Source organism: Brevibacillus laterosporus, assembly GCF_030489605.1.
Classification (GTDB): domain Bacteria; phylum Bacillota; class Bacilli; order Brevibacillales; family Brevibacillaceae; genus Brevibacillus_B; species Brevibacillus_B laterosporus_E.
Window position 1 is genome coordinate 1 of the sequence record NZ_JAUKFY010000004.1, and the last position, 13,918, is coordinate 13,918.

At 40.3% G+C, this 13,918-nt stretch carries 17 protein-coding genes and 1 riboswitch; of the genes, 6 read left to right on the forward strand and 11 right to left on the reverse strand.

Annotated features, from left to right (window positions below):
* Positions 1-137 precede the first annotated feature (137 nt).
* Entirely contained in the window at positions 138-998 is an 861-nt protein-coding gene (locus QZ995_RS05530; RefSeq protein ID WP_301804127.1) for a polysaccharide deacetylase family protein, read from the forward strand.
* Positions 999-1,535: 537 nt separating this feature from the next.
* Here the strand turns inward: QZ995_RS05530 and QZ995_RS05535 are convergent.
* The 4 genes from QZ995_RS05535 to QZ995_RS05550 all read right to left on the reverse strand — a co-directional run bounded on the left by QZ995_RS05535 (position 1,536) and on the right by QZ995_RS05550 (position 6,215).
* Positions 1,536-2,561, reverse strand: a complete 1,026-nt coding sequence (locus tag QZ995_RS05535; RefSeq protein ID WP_301804129.1) for an ABC transporter substrate-binding protein — start codon at positions 2,559-2,561, stop codon at positions 1,536-1,538.
* Between the two features lie 33 nt (positions 2,562-2,594).
* Positions 2,595-3,398, reverse strand: a complete 804-nt coding sequence (locus QZ995_RS05540) for an ABC transporter ATP-binding protein (protein ID WP_301804132.1) — start codon at positions 3,396-3,398, stop codon at positions 2,595-2,597.
* 1 nt (position 3,399) lies between these two features.
* Positions 3,400-4,497, reverse strand: a complete 1,098-nt coding sequence (locus tag QZ995_RS05545) for a FecCD family ABC transporter permease (RefSeq protein ID WP_301804134.1) — start codon at positions 4,495-4,497, stop codon at positions 3,400-3,402.
* Positions 4,498-4,748: 251 nt separating this feature from the next.
* A riboswitch (cobalamin riboswitch) is annotated at positions 4,749-4,945 on the reverse strand.
* Positions 4,946-5,354: 409 nt separating this feature from the next.
* Positions 5,355-6,215 (reverse strand): DUF421 domain-containing protein, encoded by an 861-nt coding sequence (locus tag QZ995_RS05550; protein ID WP_301804137.1) that lies wholly within the window; start codon positions 6,213-6,215, stop codon positions 5,355-5,357.
* Positions 6,216-6,356: 141 nt separating this feature from the next.
* Here QZ995_RS05550 and spoVAC point away from each other — a divergent pair, with 141 nt between their 5' ends.
* From spoVAC to QZ995_RS05570, 4 genes are read left to right on the forward strand one after another with little or no spacing between them, the layout of a single operon-like run.
* Positions 6,357-6,830 (forward strand): stage V sporulation protein AC, encoded by a 474-nt coding sequence (spoVAC, locus tag QZ995_RS05555; protein WP_301804140.1) that lies wholly within the window; start codon positions 6,357-6,359, stop codon positions 6,828-6,830.
* Positions 6,831-6,842: 12 nt separating this feature from the next.
* Positions 6,843-7,856 (forward strand): stage V sporulation protein AD, encoded by a 1,014-nt coding sequence (spoVAD, locus tag QZ995_RS05560; RefSeq protein WP_301804143.1) that lies wholly within the window; start codon positions 6,843-6,845, stop codon positions 7,854-7,856.
* Complete coding sequence (gene spoVAE / locus QZ995_RS05565) at positions 7,853-8,206, forward strand: stage V sporulation protein AE (protein WP_301804145.1); 354 nt, start codon at positions 7,853-7,855, stop codon at positions 8,204-8,206. Before spoVAD ends, spoVAE begins: the two co-directional genes overlap by 4 nt.
* Before the next feature lie 28 nt (positions 8,207-8,234).
* Complete coding sequence (locus tag QZ995_RS05570; protein WP_031415302.1) at positions 8,235-8,441, forward strand: DUF1657 domain-containing protein; 207 nt, start codon at positions 8,235-8,237, stop codon at positions 8,439-8,441.
* A 147-nt stretch (positions 8,442-8,588) separates the two neighbouring features.
* Here the strand turns inward: QZ995_RS05570 and QZ995_RS05575 are convergent, their stop codons facing one another.
* The 7 genes from QZ995_RS05575 to QZ995_RS05605 form a co-directional block, all read right to left on the reverse strand.
* Positions 8,589-8,720, reverse strand: coding sequence for a hypothetical protein (locus QZ995_RS05575; RefSeq protein ID WP_301804153.1), 132 nt, complete (start codon positions 8,718-8,720; stop codon positions 8,589-8,591).
* The gene (locus tag QZ995_RS05580) at positions 8,708-8,908 is read right to left on the reverse strand and encodes an ATP-binding protein (protein ID WP_301804848.1); all 201 of its coding nucleotides are present in this window, start codon (positions 8,906-8,908) and stop codon (positions 8,708-8,710) included. The genes QZ995_RS05575 and QZ995_RS05580 overlap by 13 nt, the downstream gene beginning before the upstream one ends.
* Before the next feature lie 130 nt (positions 8,909-9,038).
* Entirely contained in the window at positions 9,039-9,236 is a 198-nt protein-coding gene (locus QZ995_RS05585) for a hypothetical protein (RefSeq protein ID WP_366919683.1), read from the reverse strand.
* 31 nt (positions 9,237-9,267) lie between these two features.
* Entirely contained in the window at positions 9,268-9,492 is a 225-nt protein-coding gene (locus QZ995_RS05590) for an ATP-binding cassette domain-containing protein (RefSeq protein WP_301804156.1), read from the reverse strand.
* Between the two features lie 158 nt (positions 9,493-9,650).
* Positions 9,651-10,838, reverse strand: coding sequence for a hypothetical protein (locus tag QZ995_RS05595; protein ID WP_301804158.1), 1,188 nt, complete (start codon positions 10,836-10,838; stop codon positions 9,651-9,653).
* Positions 10,822-11,352, reverse strand: a complete 531-nt coding sequence (locus QZ995_RS05600) for an RNA polymerase sigma factor (protein WP_301804159.1) — start codon at positions 11,350-11,352, stop codon at positions 10,822-10,824. Before QZ995_RS05600 ends, QZ995_RS05595 begins: the two co-directional genes overlap by 17 nt.
* Before the next feature lie 142 nt (positions 11,353-11,494).
* Positions 11,495-11,812: a DUF4870 domain-containing protein gene (locus tag QZ995_RS05605; protein ID WP_301804160.1), complete on the reverse strand. Its 318-nt coding sequence runs from the start codon at positions 11,810-11,812 to the stop codon at positions 11,495-11,497.
* 1,253 nt (positions 11,813-13,065) lie between these two features.
* On the opposite strand from QZ995_RS05605, the gene QZ995_RS05610 reads away from it, so the two are divergent.
* Entirely contained in the window at positions 13,066-13,485 is a 420-nt protein-coding gene (locus QZ995_RS05610) for a DUF1259 domain-containing protein (RefSeq protein ID WP_301804163.1), read from the forward strand.
* Positions 13,486-13,918 lie beyond the last annotated feature (433 nt).

The following is a 13,918-nucleotide window of genomic DNA, read 5'->3' on the forward strand; positions in this document are numbered from 1 at the left end:
CTGCTTACTAGCAGGGCTTTTTCTTTTTCTCTTCCTTGTACGTCTCATGCTTTGCTTAAAAACGCGCATACTAACATTTATGTAATAAATTCGTGAAAACGTTCAAGAAGAAAAGGCGGATCAGAAAGGAGCCCTTCATGCTACATAAAATCAGCGATAGATTCTTCCTGCTCTTTGTCATAGTCCTACTGGCTTTACAAGCTTGGTCTGATACTCCCCAAGCAACACATGCAAAATCGGTTGTTGATGAACAAAAGTCATTCATCGAGCAGTCTGCCTCTTATGAAGTAACGATCCGACAAAAAAGCCGCGATTATTATGAAAAACGCGGAGAAGCTATTTGGGACTTGCCTACAGAAAAAAAAGCCATTGCCCTAACCTTTGATGATGGACCAAATGAAACCTACACCCCTCAAATCTTAGAGCTGCTACAGAAATACGGAGTTAAATCCACCTTTTTTACGGTCGGTAGCCGCATTCAAAAAAATCCCAAGCTAGCAAAGCAAATGGTACAGCAAAATCACGAGCTGGCAAACCATACTTTTACCCATCCAGATTTAAGACGCCTTTCAAAGCAACGACTAAAAATCGAATTGGAGTCTGCTCAATCCATTATTCAAACAACTACAGGGGTAGTACCTACTCTATTTCGTCCACCTGGTGGTAGTTATAGCGAAAAAATTGTGACTGCTGCAAAAGAGATGGGTTACCTGGTTGTCATGTGGTCCTGGCATCAGGATACCAAGGATTGGACTAATCCCGGGGTGCAAAAAATCGTCAACAAGGTGCTGAAAAATGTACGAAATGGCGATATTATCTTATTTCATGACCATGGCGGTGATCGTCAGCAAACTGTAGATGCCTTGAAAATCATTTTGCCAGAGCTTAAAAAACGCGGCTTTGAAATGATTACGGTATCAGAGTTGATTACCATACGGAATCAGTTTCCTGTGAAAGCAAATTTACCTTCCCTGCTCCCCGTGAGAGGCCATAAATAATTTTTTTGCGTCTTATAAAAAAACCGCCATAGCTGTGGTGGCAGCATGGCGGTTTAAAGTGTATGGGAGAGTGTCAGCTAACAGATTCCTTTTCGAAAAGGATTTTAGTTGGCTTCTATTCAGATCTTCGACTTTTGAGTTAAACAACTTTTCGCTTGTTGCTGTGAAATGGTTTGTTAGCTTGTTTTTATCAATGTCTCTTGAATGTAGAGTTTACCTTGTCAGCATAAATACATGCGAAGGTAAAATAGGAGGATAGATACTTCCTCCTTGTATGTCTCCTTTCACAGAATCTGTTACGCTAACTTCTCCCACACAATTCCTGGTACAAATGGTATCAATCCGTATGAATGTACCTATGCACAATCTATGACTGATTTGGTTACAAAAAGGTTGCAAAAATAATTGCATTTTTATTTATACCTGCAACTAAGGCGATCTCTTCTAATTTCTCCATAAAAAAAGCACATGCGAAGATAAGGCTATCAACCTTACCCCAGCATATGCTTTCTGTAAAACTACCTATGAAATCGTGTCTTAGAACTTCTCAGGATAAAACCCTTTTGCAAGTATTTCTACCGCTCGCACATTTCGAACACCTTCAAATACATCGGAGAGTGGCAAGCTAACAAATCTCTTATTCTTGATAGCAGGGATATCGGAAAGTGCTTTGTTTTCTAGTAAATATTTGATCTTCTCTTCTGCACTTGGTTTATCATAATCATTGATTACAATTACATCGGGAGCACGTTTTATGGCTTCCTCCCAGCTCACTTCACTCCATGACTTTTCTAGATCCCCAAATACGTTTTGTCCGCCAGCCATTTCGATTAAGCGAGTTTCTAAGGAATTTCCCGTTGTATACAGACCTGAATTAACACTATCAAAGACCAAAACCTTGACCGGTTTTTCTATGTTTCCTATCTTTTGTTGAATAGCCTGGATATCCGTTTTCATTTTAGCAACAATATCCTTGGCACGATCCTCTACATGCAGAATCTTACCTAATTGCATCAAATCCTCATAAACCTCATCGACTGTCGGATGCTTAGATATTGTTCCTGTAATGGTATAAGCTGGGATACCAATTTTTTGCAGCTCCTCAACACTGCCAATTCCTTTAGCTGTAAATGCAGAGCTTCTGCCGATAACGAAGTCAGGCTCTACACTTAGAAAAACTTCTAAAGAAGGATATTGCTTAGACAAAAGATTTATTTGATCATATTTTGCCTTATATTCGGGCAAGACTTCGTCGTCGGGATAAGCTGTACCGACCATTACGTCTTCAACACCTAATGCTAGTAGCATTTCGGTCACGTGCTGGTTCATACTCACCACTCGCTTCGGTGCTTGTTCGAATGTTAAAGCATGCTCTCCATTTTTAATTTGAATCTTCTCGGCTTCTGGCTGTGAATTAGTGGAAGCTGCCTGAGGAGTCGTCCCATTTCCACAGGCACTTACTAGCAATGAAAGACCGGCAAACATTGTAATCATCATCTTTTGACCTTTATGCAAAAGACCTTGCTTCTTTGTAGTGGAGCTTTGCATAGTCCGTTTGTTCATCTTGTTATCCTACCTTTTCCTATATTCAACTATTCAACAAATAACATGATCTGGAATCATGTAATGAATGTTCACTCTTCCTGTAACCGGGTGAACAGTTACTTCTGTTTGAATCTTGTACACTCGTTCTAAAATTTCAGGCCGAAGAACTTCCCTAGGAGTTCCAGAGCAAACGATAACTCCTTTTTCTAGCATATAAAGACGATCGCAGAACATAGCGGCCAAATTTAGATCATGTAAGGCTGCCAGTACGCTTTTTTGCTGATGTTTCAACAATTTGAGCATCCCTAATTGATGATGGATGTCCAAATGATTAGTCGGTTCATCCAGCAGTAACAGATCGGTCTCTTGCACAATTGCTCTTGCTAATAAGACTCGTTGCTTTTCTCCCCCAGATAAACTCAGATAACTCCGATCACCCATGTTCTGTAAGCCAACTTGAGTTAGAGCTTGCTCTACTAACGCTAGATCATGCTTGTTCTCCTGCTCCCACATACTCTTGTGCGGAGAACGTCCCATCAATACAAGCTCGTAAACATTAAAATCAAATTGAATCTGCGTTTCTTGAACCACTGCACTCAATTCTTTTGCTAATTGCTTCTGCTGGTATCGACCAAGTTCTTTTTCCAGTAAAAAGATACTGCCTGCAGTGGGTAAAAGGGTTCGATATACCTGCTTAAGGAGAGTAGATTTACCACTACCATTCGGGCCAAGCAAGCCCACGAATTCTCCTTTTTGTACGTGTAAATCTATATCCTGCAATATACATGTCCCTTGGATCTTATATCCCACTTGCTTTAACTCAACATGCTTGTCTACGTCCAATTTCGTGGGCACATTAGCTTCCTCCAAACGTATACGCCCTACGACGGAGTAACCAGATAAAAAATGGACCGCCGCAAAGCGCTGTGACTATTCCTATCGGCAATTCCTCGGGGGCAATGATCAGTCTAGCTAATACATCCGCCCAAATCATAAAAATTGCTCCTCCACAGGCACAAAGAGGGATTAGCCTCCTGTGATCAGAACCAACCCATAAACGAAAGATATGGGGTAACATTAAACCAACAAAGCCAATGCTACCGCTTACAGCAACCAGTAAGCCTGTAACCAGAGAAATCGTAATCAGTAGAATCTTACGCATATTTTCTGGATGTAAACCAAGTAGCGTAGAGGTTTCTTCCCCTAGTATCAACAAATTTAGATTGCGTGCATTTACCCATAAGAATATAAAGAAGGCAAGTACTGCAATCGTTGGCAATACAAGTGACTCCCATTTGGCCCGAGTGAAGCTTCCCATCATCCAGTACAGCACGCTTGACAGACTTTCAGCTCTTGGCGCCAGCATAATGAAAAAACTAGTAAGCGCTGACAACATAATAGACACAGCTATTCCAGCTAACAACAGACGTATTAGCTGCACCCTTCCGCCTACTAAAGACAAAAGAAACACCAAAACCACGGAAGCCAAAGCTCCTAAAAAGGCCGCTAAAGAAAGCGCATACGAACCAAATACTCCCAAACTACCAAATAACAGCACTGCTGTTGCTCCCACCGATGCCCCTGATGATACGCCTAAGATATATGGATCGGCTAAAGGATTACGAATCAATGCCTGAATGGCTATCCCGACAATAGACAGCCCGGCACCTACAACCGCAGATAATAAAACACGTGGCAGTCGAATATCCCAAACAATATGCATTTGTGCGCTAGACACATCTGTCCCTACCCATTGTTGAACAAAAGGAACATGTGAGCCTATGATCTTCCAAACGGTAACTGGGTCAATTTGCACTGGGCCCAGCATGATGGCAACCGTCAGCGATAAAAATAATACCACGCCGCTTCCCATCAATTTTGCTATCCAATTTTTTGTATAATGCGTACCGATGCTGTTTACTGACCTTGGGGCTGTCGTGGCGGTTTGTTGCATGCTTTTCCCCCCTGTTTAAAACAAAGTAACGAAACGTAATGAATAACTCGTGATCACCCAAGCTTCAAGTGCAGGCGGCACCGGAATTGGACCTCTACGTCCCTCTAACATGTTATTACTTAAAGATTCGCACAAAAAAGCATCTGTTCCAAAAGGAGACAGATGCTTGGGTTTTTGGACAAACCAGTTCATATAGGTGTATGTACACTAGTGGCCATACGACCTGACCCAAACACCTGCCCATCCTCGTGGGAGTGTTACATCTTACGGCAGGTCTCCTGGCTCATGAATCATCGCAAGCATCCTCCCTTCCCATTCTCTGCAAAAGTGAACAGTGGTGTATCGGATGTTGCTCCTCATTTACAGTGGCGGGACCGCATCGGATTTTCACCGAACTTCCCTTTTAAGTCTGATCCTGAAATCAAACACCGTAACATGGCTATTAATCTGTTGTAATTGTTTGTGAGTGTAACACGATTTGGTGGAACATGGCAAGGTAATGGTGAATTTGTGATAGGTTTGTAAGAACTTTGTAAAATATTTACGTAATGATTATAGTTTAGTAGTAATCAGTTAGCTGTTTGTTTACATAATATTAATTATGTTATTTAATTTTTAGCGAATTTTTTTCTTTCCCGTTTCATTCACTCTTCGTTTCTATTTTTCCATGAATGTCATAGAAAGGAAAAAAAGCCATCCACTTAAGGATAGCTTACCTTTCATATGAGTTGCAATCAATTTAATCCCCCTGACATTACCAAGTTCCTGTCATGTAGCCTAAGCATAAGCGCCTTGATGATTTTAGTCGCTTGGCTTGACAAGGTTCCTGTTATAAAGGCTTTTGTAGCGATCCCTTGTTAGCTTTGTAAAAAAGGTTTTATCCCTTCTATCATTTTTTTTAAGCTTTGAGCACCTTTCTCATATTCCTTTTTGGCCACGTTGTTTTTTGTTTCAAGTGAAAAAGTCTCCAAATCTGCTTGGCATTTTTTCAACGTAGACAATGTCAATGGTTTTTCCTGAGGGATTGGCACAGTAATTTGGTCATCATATAAATCTACATTCAATTGCCCATAACTATCTACTTGTCCTATATAAACGTTTTCTAATGGTATTCCCATCTTATTGAGTGTTGTGTGGAGCCATCTTTTTGACAACCCCGTGGTTGCCAAAGGCTCTAGCATGACATTCCCATCCAAAATAACCGTCTGAGGCTCTCGGCTTGGAGCTCCTTGGATGTTCAGATCTTTGGCAGTAAGCGGTTGATTTTCTTTTTTGAGCAGAACACTGATCTGACCGTTCTGCTCTAATAGCGCATACTCAACATCTGCAATCGAAAATACATTTTTTAGGCGCAATTGTTCTAACAATTCCTCACCGGTATAATTCTCTTTCTTGAGATTGTCCTCCATAATTTTCCCGTCTTTGATCAGTACACGAGCATTTCCTTCAACTATATCGCTCACTGTCTTACTTTTGACCGATAGATAACTGAGCAGAAATGAAATAAGAGCCCAAATGATCATGCTAACGAATCCGTTCAAAAACCTGTCATCTACGTCAGCTGAAATGAATCCGGCAATAGAGCCAATCGTAACACCTACAATATATTCAAAAAAAGTGGCTTGGGCAATTTGACGTTTTCCCATTAAACGGGTCAAGAACAATAAAGTAAAAAGCGTAACGATTGATCTAAAAACAATCTCCCAGAATTCAGGCATACATATCCTCCCTAGTAGCATCTAATACCTTCTATGTGTTTAGATTGTGTTACTTTGTGGGTTTTTATCTATAAAAGTCAGGTATAAAAACTGGCTTTGTATTCCAAATTAACTTTGACTACATCAATAAAGGAGTTAACAATGGCTACAAAAAACAGTAAATTAACCGCAACTCAAATCGAATATCAAGCCTTTGCAAAAGCGTTAGAGCCTCCACGACCTGTGCTTAAAAATACCATTCGGGCTTTTTGGGTTGGTGGTTTGATTTGTTTAATTGGACAATTTATTCAAACCTTTTTCATTCACTTTTTTCACTTTGATGAAAAAAGCGCAGGAAATCCAACTGCCGCTGTACTAATCGCTATTTCTGTTCTCCTGACCGGATTTGGCGTTTACGACAAGCTTGCACAATTTGGAGGTGCTGGAACTGCTGTTCCTGTTACCGGTTTTGCCAATTCGATTGCTTCAGCAGCTATTGAACACAAAAGTGAAGGATATGTACTTGGTGTAGGCGGCAACATGTTTAAATTAGCAGGCTCTGTTATCGTTTTTGGTGTAGTTGCCGCATTTTTCATCGCGTTAATAAAATGGTTTTTTACTTATGCGGTAGGATAGGAGGATCTTGAGATGTTAAAGGGACATCAATCATGGATTTTTCCAAGTAAGCCAACGATTTTATCCACCGCAACAGTTGGTGGTCCTTTCGAAGCACAAGGAAAAATTGCGAATGATTTTGATATTCTTCATAGTGATACCTGGCTGGAGCAAGACAGCTTTGAAAAGGCAGAAAAAATGATGCTGGAAGAAGCTTTTGACCTTGCTGTCAAACGGGCTAGCTTGCAAAAAGGAGATATCAATTACCTCATTACAGGAGACTTAATGAACCAAATCATCTCCTCAAGCTTTTCAGCACGTACTATCGGGGTACCTTATCTAGGGATATTTGGTGCTTGTTCCACCTCTATGGAAGGATTAGCCTTAGCAGCTCAATTAATAGATAGCAAGTCAGCTAATTATGTTCTTACGGGTACTTGCAGCCACAATTCGACTGCTGAGAAACAGTATCGTTATCCCACAGAATACGGTGCACAAAAGCCTCCTTCTGCACAGTGGACGGTAACCGGTGCGGCAGCAGCCGTGGTTGCACCTCAAGGAACAGGTCCGAGAGTTTCCTCTGCTACGATTGGTAAAGTTGTCGATATGGGGCTGACTGATCCCCAAAATATGGGGGCAGCCATGGCTCCCGCGGCAGTAGATACCATACAAGCTCATTTTCGAGATATGCAGATTGGACCTGATTATTATGATCTGATCGCTACGGGCGATCTTGGAAAACTCGGGCATTCGATCGCAGGAAAACTTTTGAAAAAGCATGGGTTTTCCATTCGTGAAGAAGCTTTCACAGATTGTGGACTATTAATTTATAACGACAATCAGGAGGTTTTCTCTGGAGGTAGCGGCTGTGCATGCTGTGCCACTGTTACATATGGTCATTTGCTAAACCGGTTAGCTAATGGAGAATGGAACCGAATTTTGGTTGTAGCAACAGGCGCCCTACTTTCACCACTCAGCTTTCAACAAAATGAAACGATTCCTTGTATAGCACACGCTGTAGCTATTGAGAGGGGGGGAAATGAGTGAGCATCTTTATTTGGGCATTTATTGTGGGAGGCATCATCTGTGTCATCGGTCAATTATTGATGGATGTTGCCAAATTAACACCTGCTCACACTATGTCTACCCTAGTGGTAGTTGGGGCCATTATGGATGGACTAGGTTGGTATGAACCGTTAATTAAATGGGCTGGTGCCGGTGTAACGGTCCCCATTACAAGTTTCGGGAATGCTCTCGTACATGGGGCTATGGCAGAAATGCAACGGGATGGTATTGTCGGGATTATCACAGGCATTTTTGAAGTAACCAGCGCAGGTATTTCGGCTGCCATTATTTTTGGTTTTTTAGGAGCAGTTGTATTTAAACCAAAGAGTTAGTGACATACTAAACCAGGAGGTGATATCGATGACAGTAGCTTCATCAGTAAAACAAACTTTGGCTAGCTTAAAAAGTGCACAGGCCAATTTAGAAACCTTTGCATTAAGTACACAAAATAAACAAGCAAAGCAAGCCTTTACAAAATCTGCCGAGCAAGCACAAACCATTATTGACCAACTGGAAACTCGTGTTCAACAGTTAGAACAGGAGGAGCCTCAATATAAAGGCTTCTAGTATATCACACAAAAAAAGAGGTAAGAGGGTTGGTTAACACCATCCCTTTTTTACCCTCTTTCTTTTTGTAAATAAAGCATTTCACAAAATAAAATACCTTGTTACTATCTACAAATTCTACGCAGGATTTCTCAGTTGTGCTATATCTTACACTGGGACCGTAAATTCTATAACAGCTCCGCCGGACTCACTGTAATTATAGGCCTTGATTTCTCCTTCTTGTTTTTCCACAATCAATTTACATATGTACAAGCCAAGCCCAACACTTAATTTATGCATGTCACTGTTGCTTCCTTATGATATTTAGTAAAAACAGTAGAAAGCTCTTGTTCTTCAAAACCAGCTCCTGAGTCCGTTATTTTCATGGTTAATGACTCATCTGTTAAAGAAGTATCGAGTCTGGTGCTATCCCCACTTGATGTATGCTTTATGGCATTGGAAACAATGTTCTCTATCACTTCCCCTATTCGAAACGGGTCAAAGCTACCTCGACACCCAGTATCAAACGAGTACGTAAATGGAAAATGCTACTTCCTTCTGTTTGCATAAATACGAAAATTTATCCTCTATCTCTGTCAAATAATCGGCAAGATAAACTTACTTTTTCTGAAGTACAAACTCTGGTCTTTCTAAGTCCCAGACCTCATTTAACTCTTGAATTAATCTTTTCACTCGCTCAGCATGGGTATATCTTGTTTTATGTAAAAACTCCCACTTGTAACCGATCCCCCGCAATGTTTTAATACAATCAAAGGATTGCGCATGTGTCATAAATTTTGCTCTAATCCGCTTAATATGCTCTGTTACCGTCGTGACATTGCTGTCGCTATCCTCTGTTGGTGGTTGCGTCTACACCATTTATCAGGACTTGTCCTTCTGTTGGTTTAACAAGACCCGTCAACATTCGAATAAGAGCTGTCTTGCCGGCCCCATTTGGACCGATAAAACCACAGACATCTACTGCTAGCACCTTAAAAGAAATATCATCAATGATTTTTCTTTTACCGATCATCTTATGTACTTGCTTGATCTCCATTTTTATCTCTTTCATTGGAAAGCTCCTTTTTTTTTCAATTAAAGCAAATAAAAATCAACTTTTTATCAACTAGAAAAAATATGTTCACCACTGATCTGAATGTGAATAAATAAAAACCGAGCCTTATGGAAAAGGTCTCGGTTTTTATTCCTTGATTTTTGAACGTCATTTCCTCAGTGTTTCGTTTTCTGTTGATCCTCTGGCTGTTTTTCAATAAACTTGCTAACCCACTTGTCTTTTACCCAATTTAGCTCAATTGCAGCCTTATTTCCATTTTCTCTCTTCCAAATCAGATACCCTCGCTTTTGAGTCGGGTGGACAAGGAGTAATGGAATAATGTCCCCTCGTATTCGATGTTTAATTAGCTCTCCTTCTGCTATTTCCAATAAGTAAGCCGCTTCAATTGGATTGCCAAGGCTCTTTGGAGGCTGATGGAGCAATTCCCTCATTTCGAAGTAACCAATCGTTACCCAGTTTGGTTGGTTCAAAGCAAAAGCCTCCCGTGTTTCATTCCACGCTGTCTGAATCTTATGCTCCACTTCCTCACTTCTTGCTGCCGTACGTTTGAATGCAATTTGCAACAACTCCCCCTTAGCATCCAGTGTGACAAAATAAGTATCGTACGATGAGGTCTCGGACAGATTCACAGGTGTAAATTGGACAATAGAGCTCAGAATTACATTCGTTGGTTTCTTTCCTTCTATACCACCAATTTGTGCAGCAGATTCAACATGAGAAGCAGTGTAATCCTGTGTGATTTTCTCATCGATACGCTTCAGCCACAAGGTAGCTTTCTTTTGAGCTTCAGAAACAGACAAGGCCGTTTGGGAATCTGATTCCTGCTTAAAGCGATTAAATGATTTCAATTGCCCTGTAATCTTGTCTATCTTCATAGAAGCGATTTTGTTTTCTCCCTTTTCTAGAGTTACATCATAGATGTGTTTTTCGGTAAAATCGATTTTCTCCTCTATCTCAACCTTTGAATACAACTGCAATTCCGGGAATGCTGTCAAAAATTTCTGAAATGTGACTCTTGCAGGAGCTGACATTGCATCTAATGGTGAGATTAGTTTCATTTTGCCAGACGTTTCCTGTGAGGCATGCAGGTTAATACTACCTGTTGACTGAATAGCAGGTAACATTAAAGTATTATTTTTATATAACATGAAACAAATGCATAATATGGCTACACATGTGGCCCCCCATTTAATACGATGGCCCATCCGATTCATAGCTCTTCGCTGTTGAACTTTTCTTGCAATCATTTTTTGAATCTCTTGACTCTTCTGCCCATCTAAAGCATAACGAGGCATATTTTGTAATTGATCATACAGCTTTTTTTGCTCATGAGAAAGATTCATGTCTAATTCCTCCCTTTGCAGAATGGAGCAGCTCTTTTTCCAGTTGTTTCATTGCCCTGTGCATCGTGACATTTACCCTCGTTTGACTCCATCCTAATATTTCAGCGGTTTCAGCTCCGGTTAGACGCTGAATTCCTCTCAGTATCACAACGTCGCGATAAGCTTGTTTTAGCTTGCTGATTGCTGTATGTAGCTCCCTGCTTTCTTCGCTTGCTTTCAGAGCCTCGTCTGGCGTTTTTTGAGTTGAGATAAGATGGCGGAATAGTTTCCCACTTAGTAGCTTTTTTACCTTTTTCTTTCGGTAAAAGTCAATCGCAGCATGTCGTGCAATGCTAAAGAGCCATGTTTTGGGATTAGACTTGTACTCAAAACGATGTAAATTGGTTAATACTTTGATAAACACCTCCTGCACCAAATCCTCGACATCTGTGCTTCCTGTGTAATAGACAAGGTAATTGTAAATATCATTTTTGTACAGAACAAATAAGCGTTCGACCTCATGATTGCACTCCACATTTCTTCACTCCAATTTAATTAATACACAAATTAGACGGACGATCTTTTTGTTTTATTACACCAAAATAAAAAACCGTACAGATTCTCTGTCTACACGGTTTTCTAAACGGAACAAACGATATTACGTTCTCTTGGTAACATTACATTTGATTTAAGACCTTTACACCTTTTACTATATTCCAAATGAAATAGTAAATCATCACAATTGCAGTAACAGCATAGGTAGCTATGATACTAAATCCCACTGCCGTCTCAGTTCCTTGATTCAAGCCAATGGTGCCTGATACTGCAAGTCCAATAGCAAGGGTTACATACGGAATAAGATGAGTCCACAGCGCTTTTTTAGCATGAACTTTAACCGCATTGTCACCTACGAAATAAACGATAATCGGTAATAAAAATGGAGCAAAAAAGACACTTAAGTAGCACAAAGAAGATAAAATATGATTTCCTTTCATAACATTCACCTCAAATGATTACTTATGCTGCTATTATTACATTTTCCTCATATTTCAACTATCGAATAACCTTACGCAAATATAACAAGTTTGTAAGGTTTCCCTGCATAACGAATCTTCAAATCAACTGCCCTTCCCGGCGAGGAGGCTTTATTTACATGATAGTACTATTACATAATGGAATTATTTGTGATTAAATATGAGTTTTTAAGCTTGCTTTTAAAGGAGTTGTGACGTTTTGTAATACTTTGTTGACGAATTTGGTCAACAGGTCGTTAACAACTCTCCATTATATTCAGGGATAACTTGAAACTAAACCGCAAGCTCCCGTTTTTGGCTCAGCTGCAAAAGCAGCGCTAGAAACAGACATGACCATCATGAGTGCAAAAGTAACTGCAAACAGCTTTTTCACTCGTCAATTAAAGTATACCATGGACAAATGATGAGGGGACATGATTGACACACACAATGTCCGAACAACTAGCTATGTTTCATGGCACTCGGTATCATTTAAGTGCCGACTTTTATTTCATTACATATTGTTATATATTGTATGAATTAACCTGGGGGTACATTATGTACCCTCTTGATATTTGACTGCTTCACTATGTGCATTGATAGGCTACTTGCTCTGTCTCCCTATAATCAACGGATTCCACTTTTGAAGAGTCGGGACTATTCATAAACGGATCAGGCCCTTCCAACATGTTCATCCCCATTGCTTTAAAGTTCCATGAAAAGCATTGGCATCCGCTGTTCTGCTTTCAGTCCGGTCTACTAAATCACCTCAAGCCTTTACTCCCATATCGTCTGTATTTTTCCTATATCAGTGTATATCTGAAGGTTTCCTCAATAGTTAGTCTTACTTTCCCCAGCCTTCTCTTTAATCTCCAATTACTTTTAGAGTAATTTTGTCTTAACTTGTTCGGCCTGCTCCGGGTAAACATCACAATTCGTCCAAAGACTAACAGCACATTCCCTGCAGATTTTTTCCCACATTCTTATGATCTCTTGAAAATTCATACTTTTTTGCATCTTGTACCTATTGCATAATCGCATAGGCTTGTATGCACGTTTATTTCAAACTTCACAAAAGCAATCCATCTTCTTCCTCTTCTCCCCCCTATACCTCTGGAATATGTGTTACATAAATTTTCTCAAGAATTAGGTTTTTTTCGCACAATCAATGCCTATACCTTTCATTCTGGACTCCCATATCTTGATAGGGATCATAAGGAAAGGAGGTATGGAATATGAAAATTAGCCCTCTTTGCCGTAGATTCGCGGAAATTCTTAACGCCGAGCCCACAGTCGTTAATGGTGTCTGCACTGCCCAGACCCTCCGTACTAACATAAAACCTACTATTTTAGGCAGAAGGTCGAAATCTCCCTTAACGATCCCACAATTTCATTCTTTTGAAAGCACTAAGAAGAATGGTAGGGCTTTGTGTCTTGGTGAGACAGTCATTCTCACTGAGGAGATCAATCCGTATATTTCAAGACTTCGAGAACATGGCATAAAGGTGACTGCCCTTCATAACCACTGGCTATTTACCGACCCTAATCTATGGTATATCCACTATGAAAAGCTTGAGGAACCTTTGGTCTTCGCTAAAAGTGTACGTGATGCTCTGAAAGTGTTAACAACAGAAATCGTACGCCCGTGTGAATAGAGAACATTAAGATAAGAACAGAAAAGCGATGACGGTCGGCGAAAACCCGGCTGTCTCCCTTTTTAACCAGGGGTATGGTGGGTATTTGCAACACAATTTCTTCTTTGTTACATAAGGCCCCGGGGATACTTTATTACTATCTCTGTTTTAATGCTTCTTCTACAACACGACCATGCCATTCCATGCGGTCGAGTAAAGTTCTGCTGGATTGGCAGTTTCGTCATCCATAGTTAACTTGTAATACTCACCATCCGATTCAAAAATATCCTACAACGCTTGCGACACTTTTGCATCATCTCCCTACTCATGGATTTACTTCCCTCTTGTCCCGGTCGTCAATTCTTTTCATTCTTGTTTTCGTCCGTTTCAGAATCCCTTTTGATTCGCTTCTTGGCCCCAAATCCTTTTACCTAACCAGTTGTAGAAACTTCAT

Bases quoted from the DNA above. Each gene is read 5' to 3' on its own strand.
- QZ995_RS05530 (WP_301804127.1), top strand. From the start codon at position 138: ATGCTACATAAAATCAGCGATAGATTCTTCCTGCTCTTTGTCATAGTC.
- QZ995_RS05535 (WP_301804129.1), bottom strand. From the start codon at position 2,561: ATGAACAAACGGACTATGCAAAGCTCCACTACAAAGAAGCAAGGTCTT.
- QZ995_RS05545 (WP_301804134.1), bottom strand. From the start codon at position 4,497: ATGCAACAAACCGCCACGACAGCCCCAAGGTCAGTAAACAGCATCGGT.
- QZ995_RS05550 (WP_301804137.1), bottom strand. From the start codon at position 6,215: ATGCCTGAATTCTGGGAGATTGTTTTTAGATCAATCGTTACGCTTTTT.
- spoVAC (WP_301804140.1), top strand. From the start codon at position 6,357: ATGGCTACAAAAAACAGTAAATTAACCGCAACTCAAATCGAATATCAA.
- spoVAD (WP_301804143.1), top strand. From the start codon at position 6,843: ATGTTAAAGGGACATCAATCATGGATTTTTCCAAGTAAGCCAACGATT.
- QZ995_RS05570 (WP_031415302.1), top strand. From the start codon at position 8,235: ATGACAGTAGCTTCATCAGTAAAACAAACTTTGGCTAGCTTAAAAAGT.
- QZ995_RS05575 (WP_301804153.1), bottom strand. From the start codon at position 8,720: ATGCATAAATTAAGTGTTGGGCTTGGCTTGTACATATGTAAATTGATT.
- QZ995_RS05590 (WP_301804156.1), bottom strand. From the start codon at position 9,492: ATGAAAGAGATAAAAATGGAGATCAAGCAAGTACATAAGATGATCGGT.
- QZ995_RS05595 (WP_301804158.1), bottom strand. From the start codon at position 10,838: ATGAATCTTTCTCATGAGCAAAAAAAGCTGTATGATCAATTACAAAAT.
- QZ995_RS05605 (WP_301804160.1), bottom strand. From the start codon at position 11,812: ATGAAAGGAAATCATATTTTATCTTCTTTGTGCTACTTAAGTGTCTTT.
- QZ995_RS05610 (WP_301804163.1), top strand. From the start codon at position 13,066: ATGAAAATTAGCCCTCTTTGCCGTAGATTCGCGGAAATTCTTAACGCC.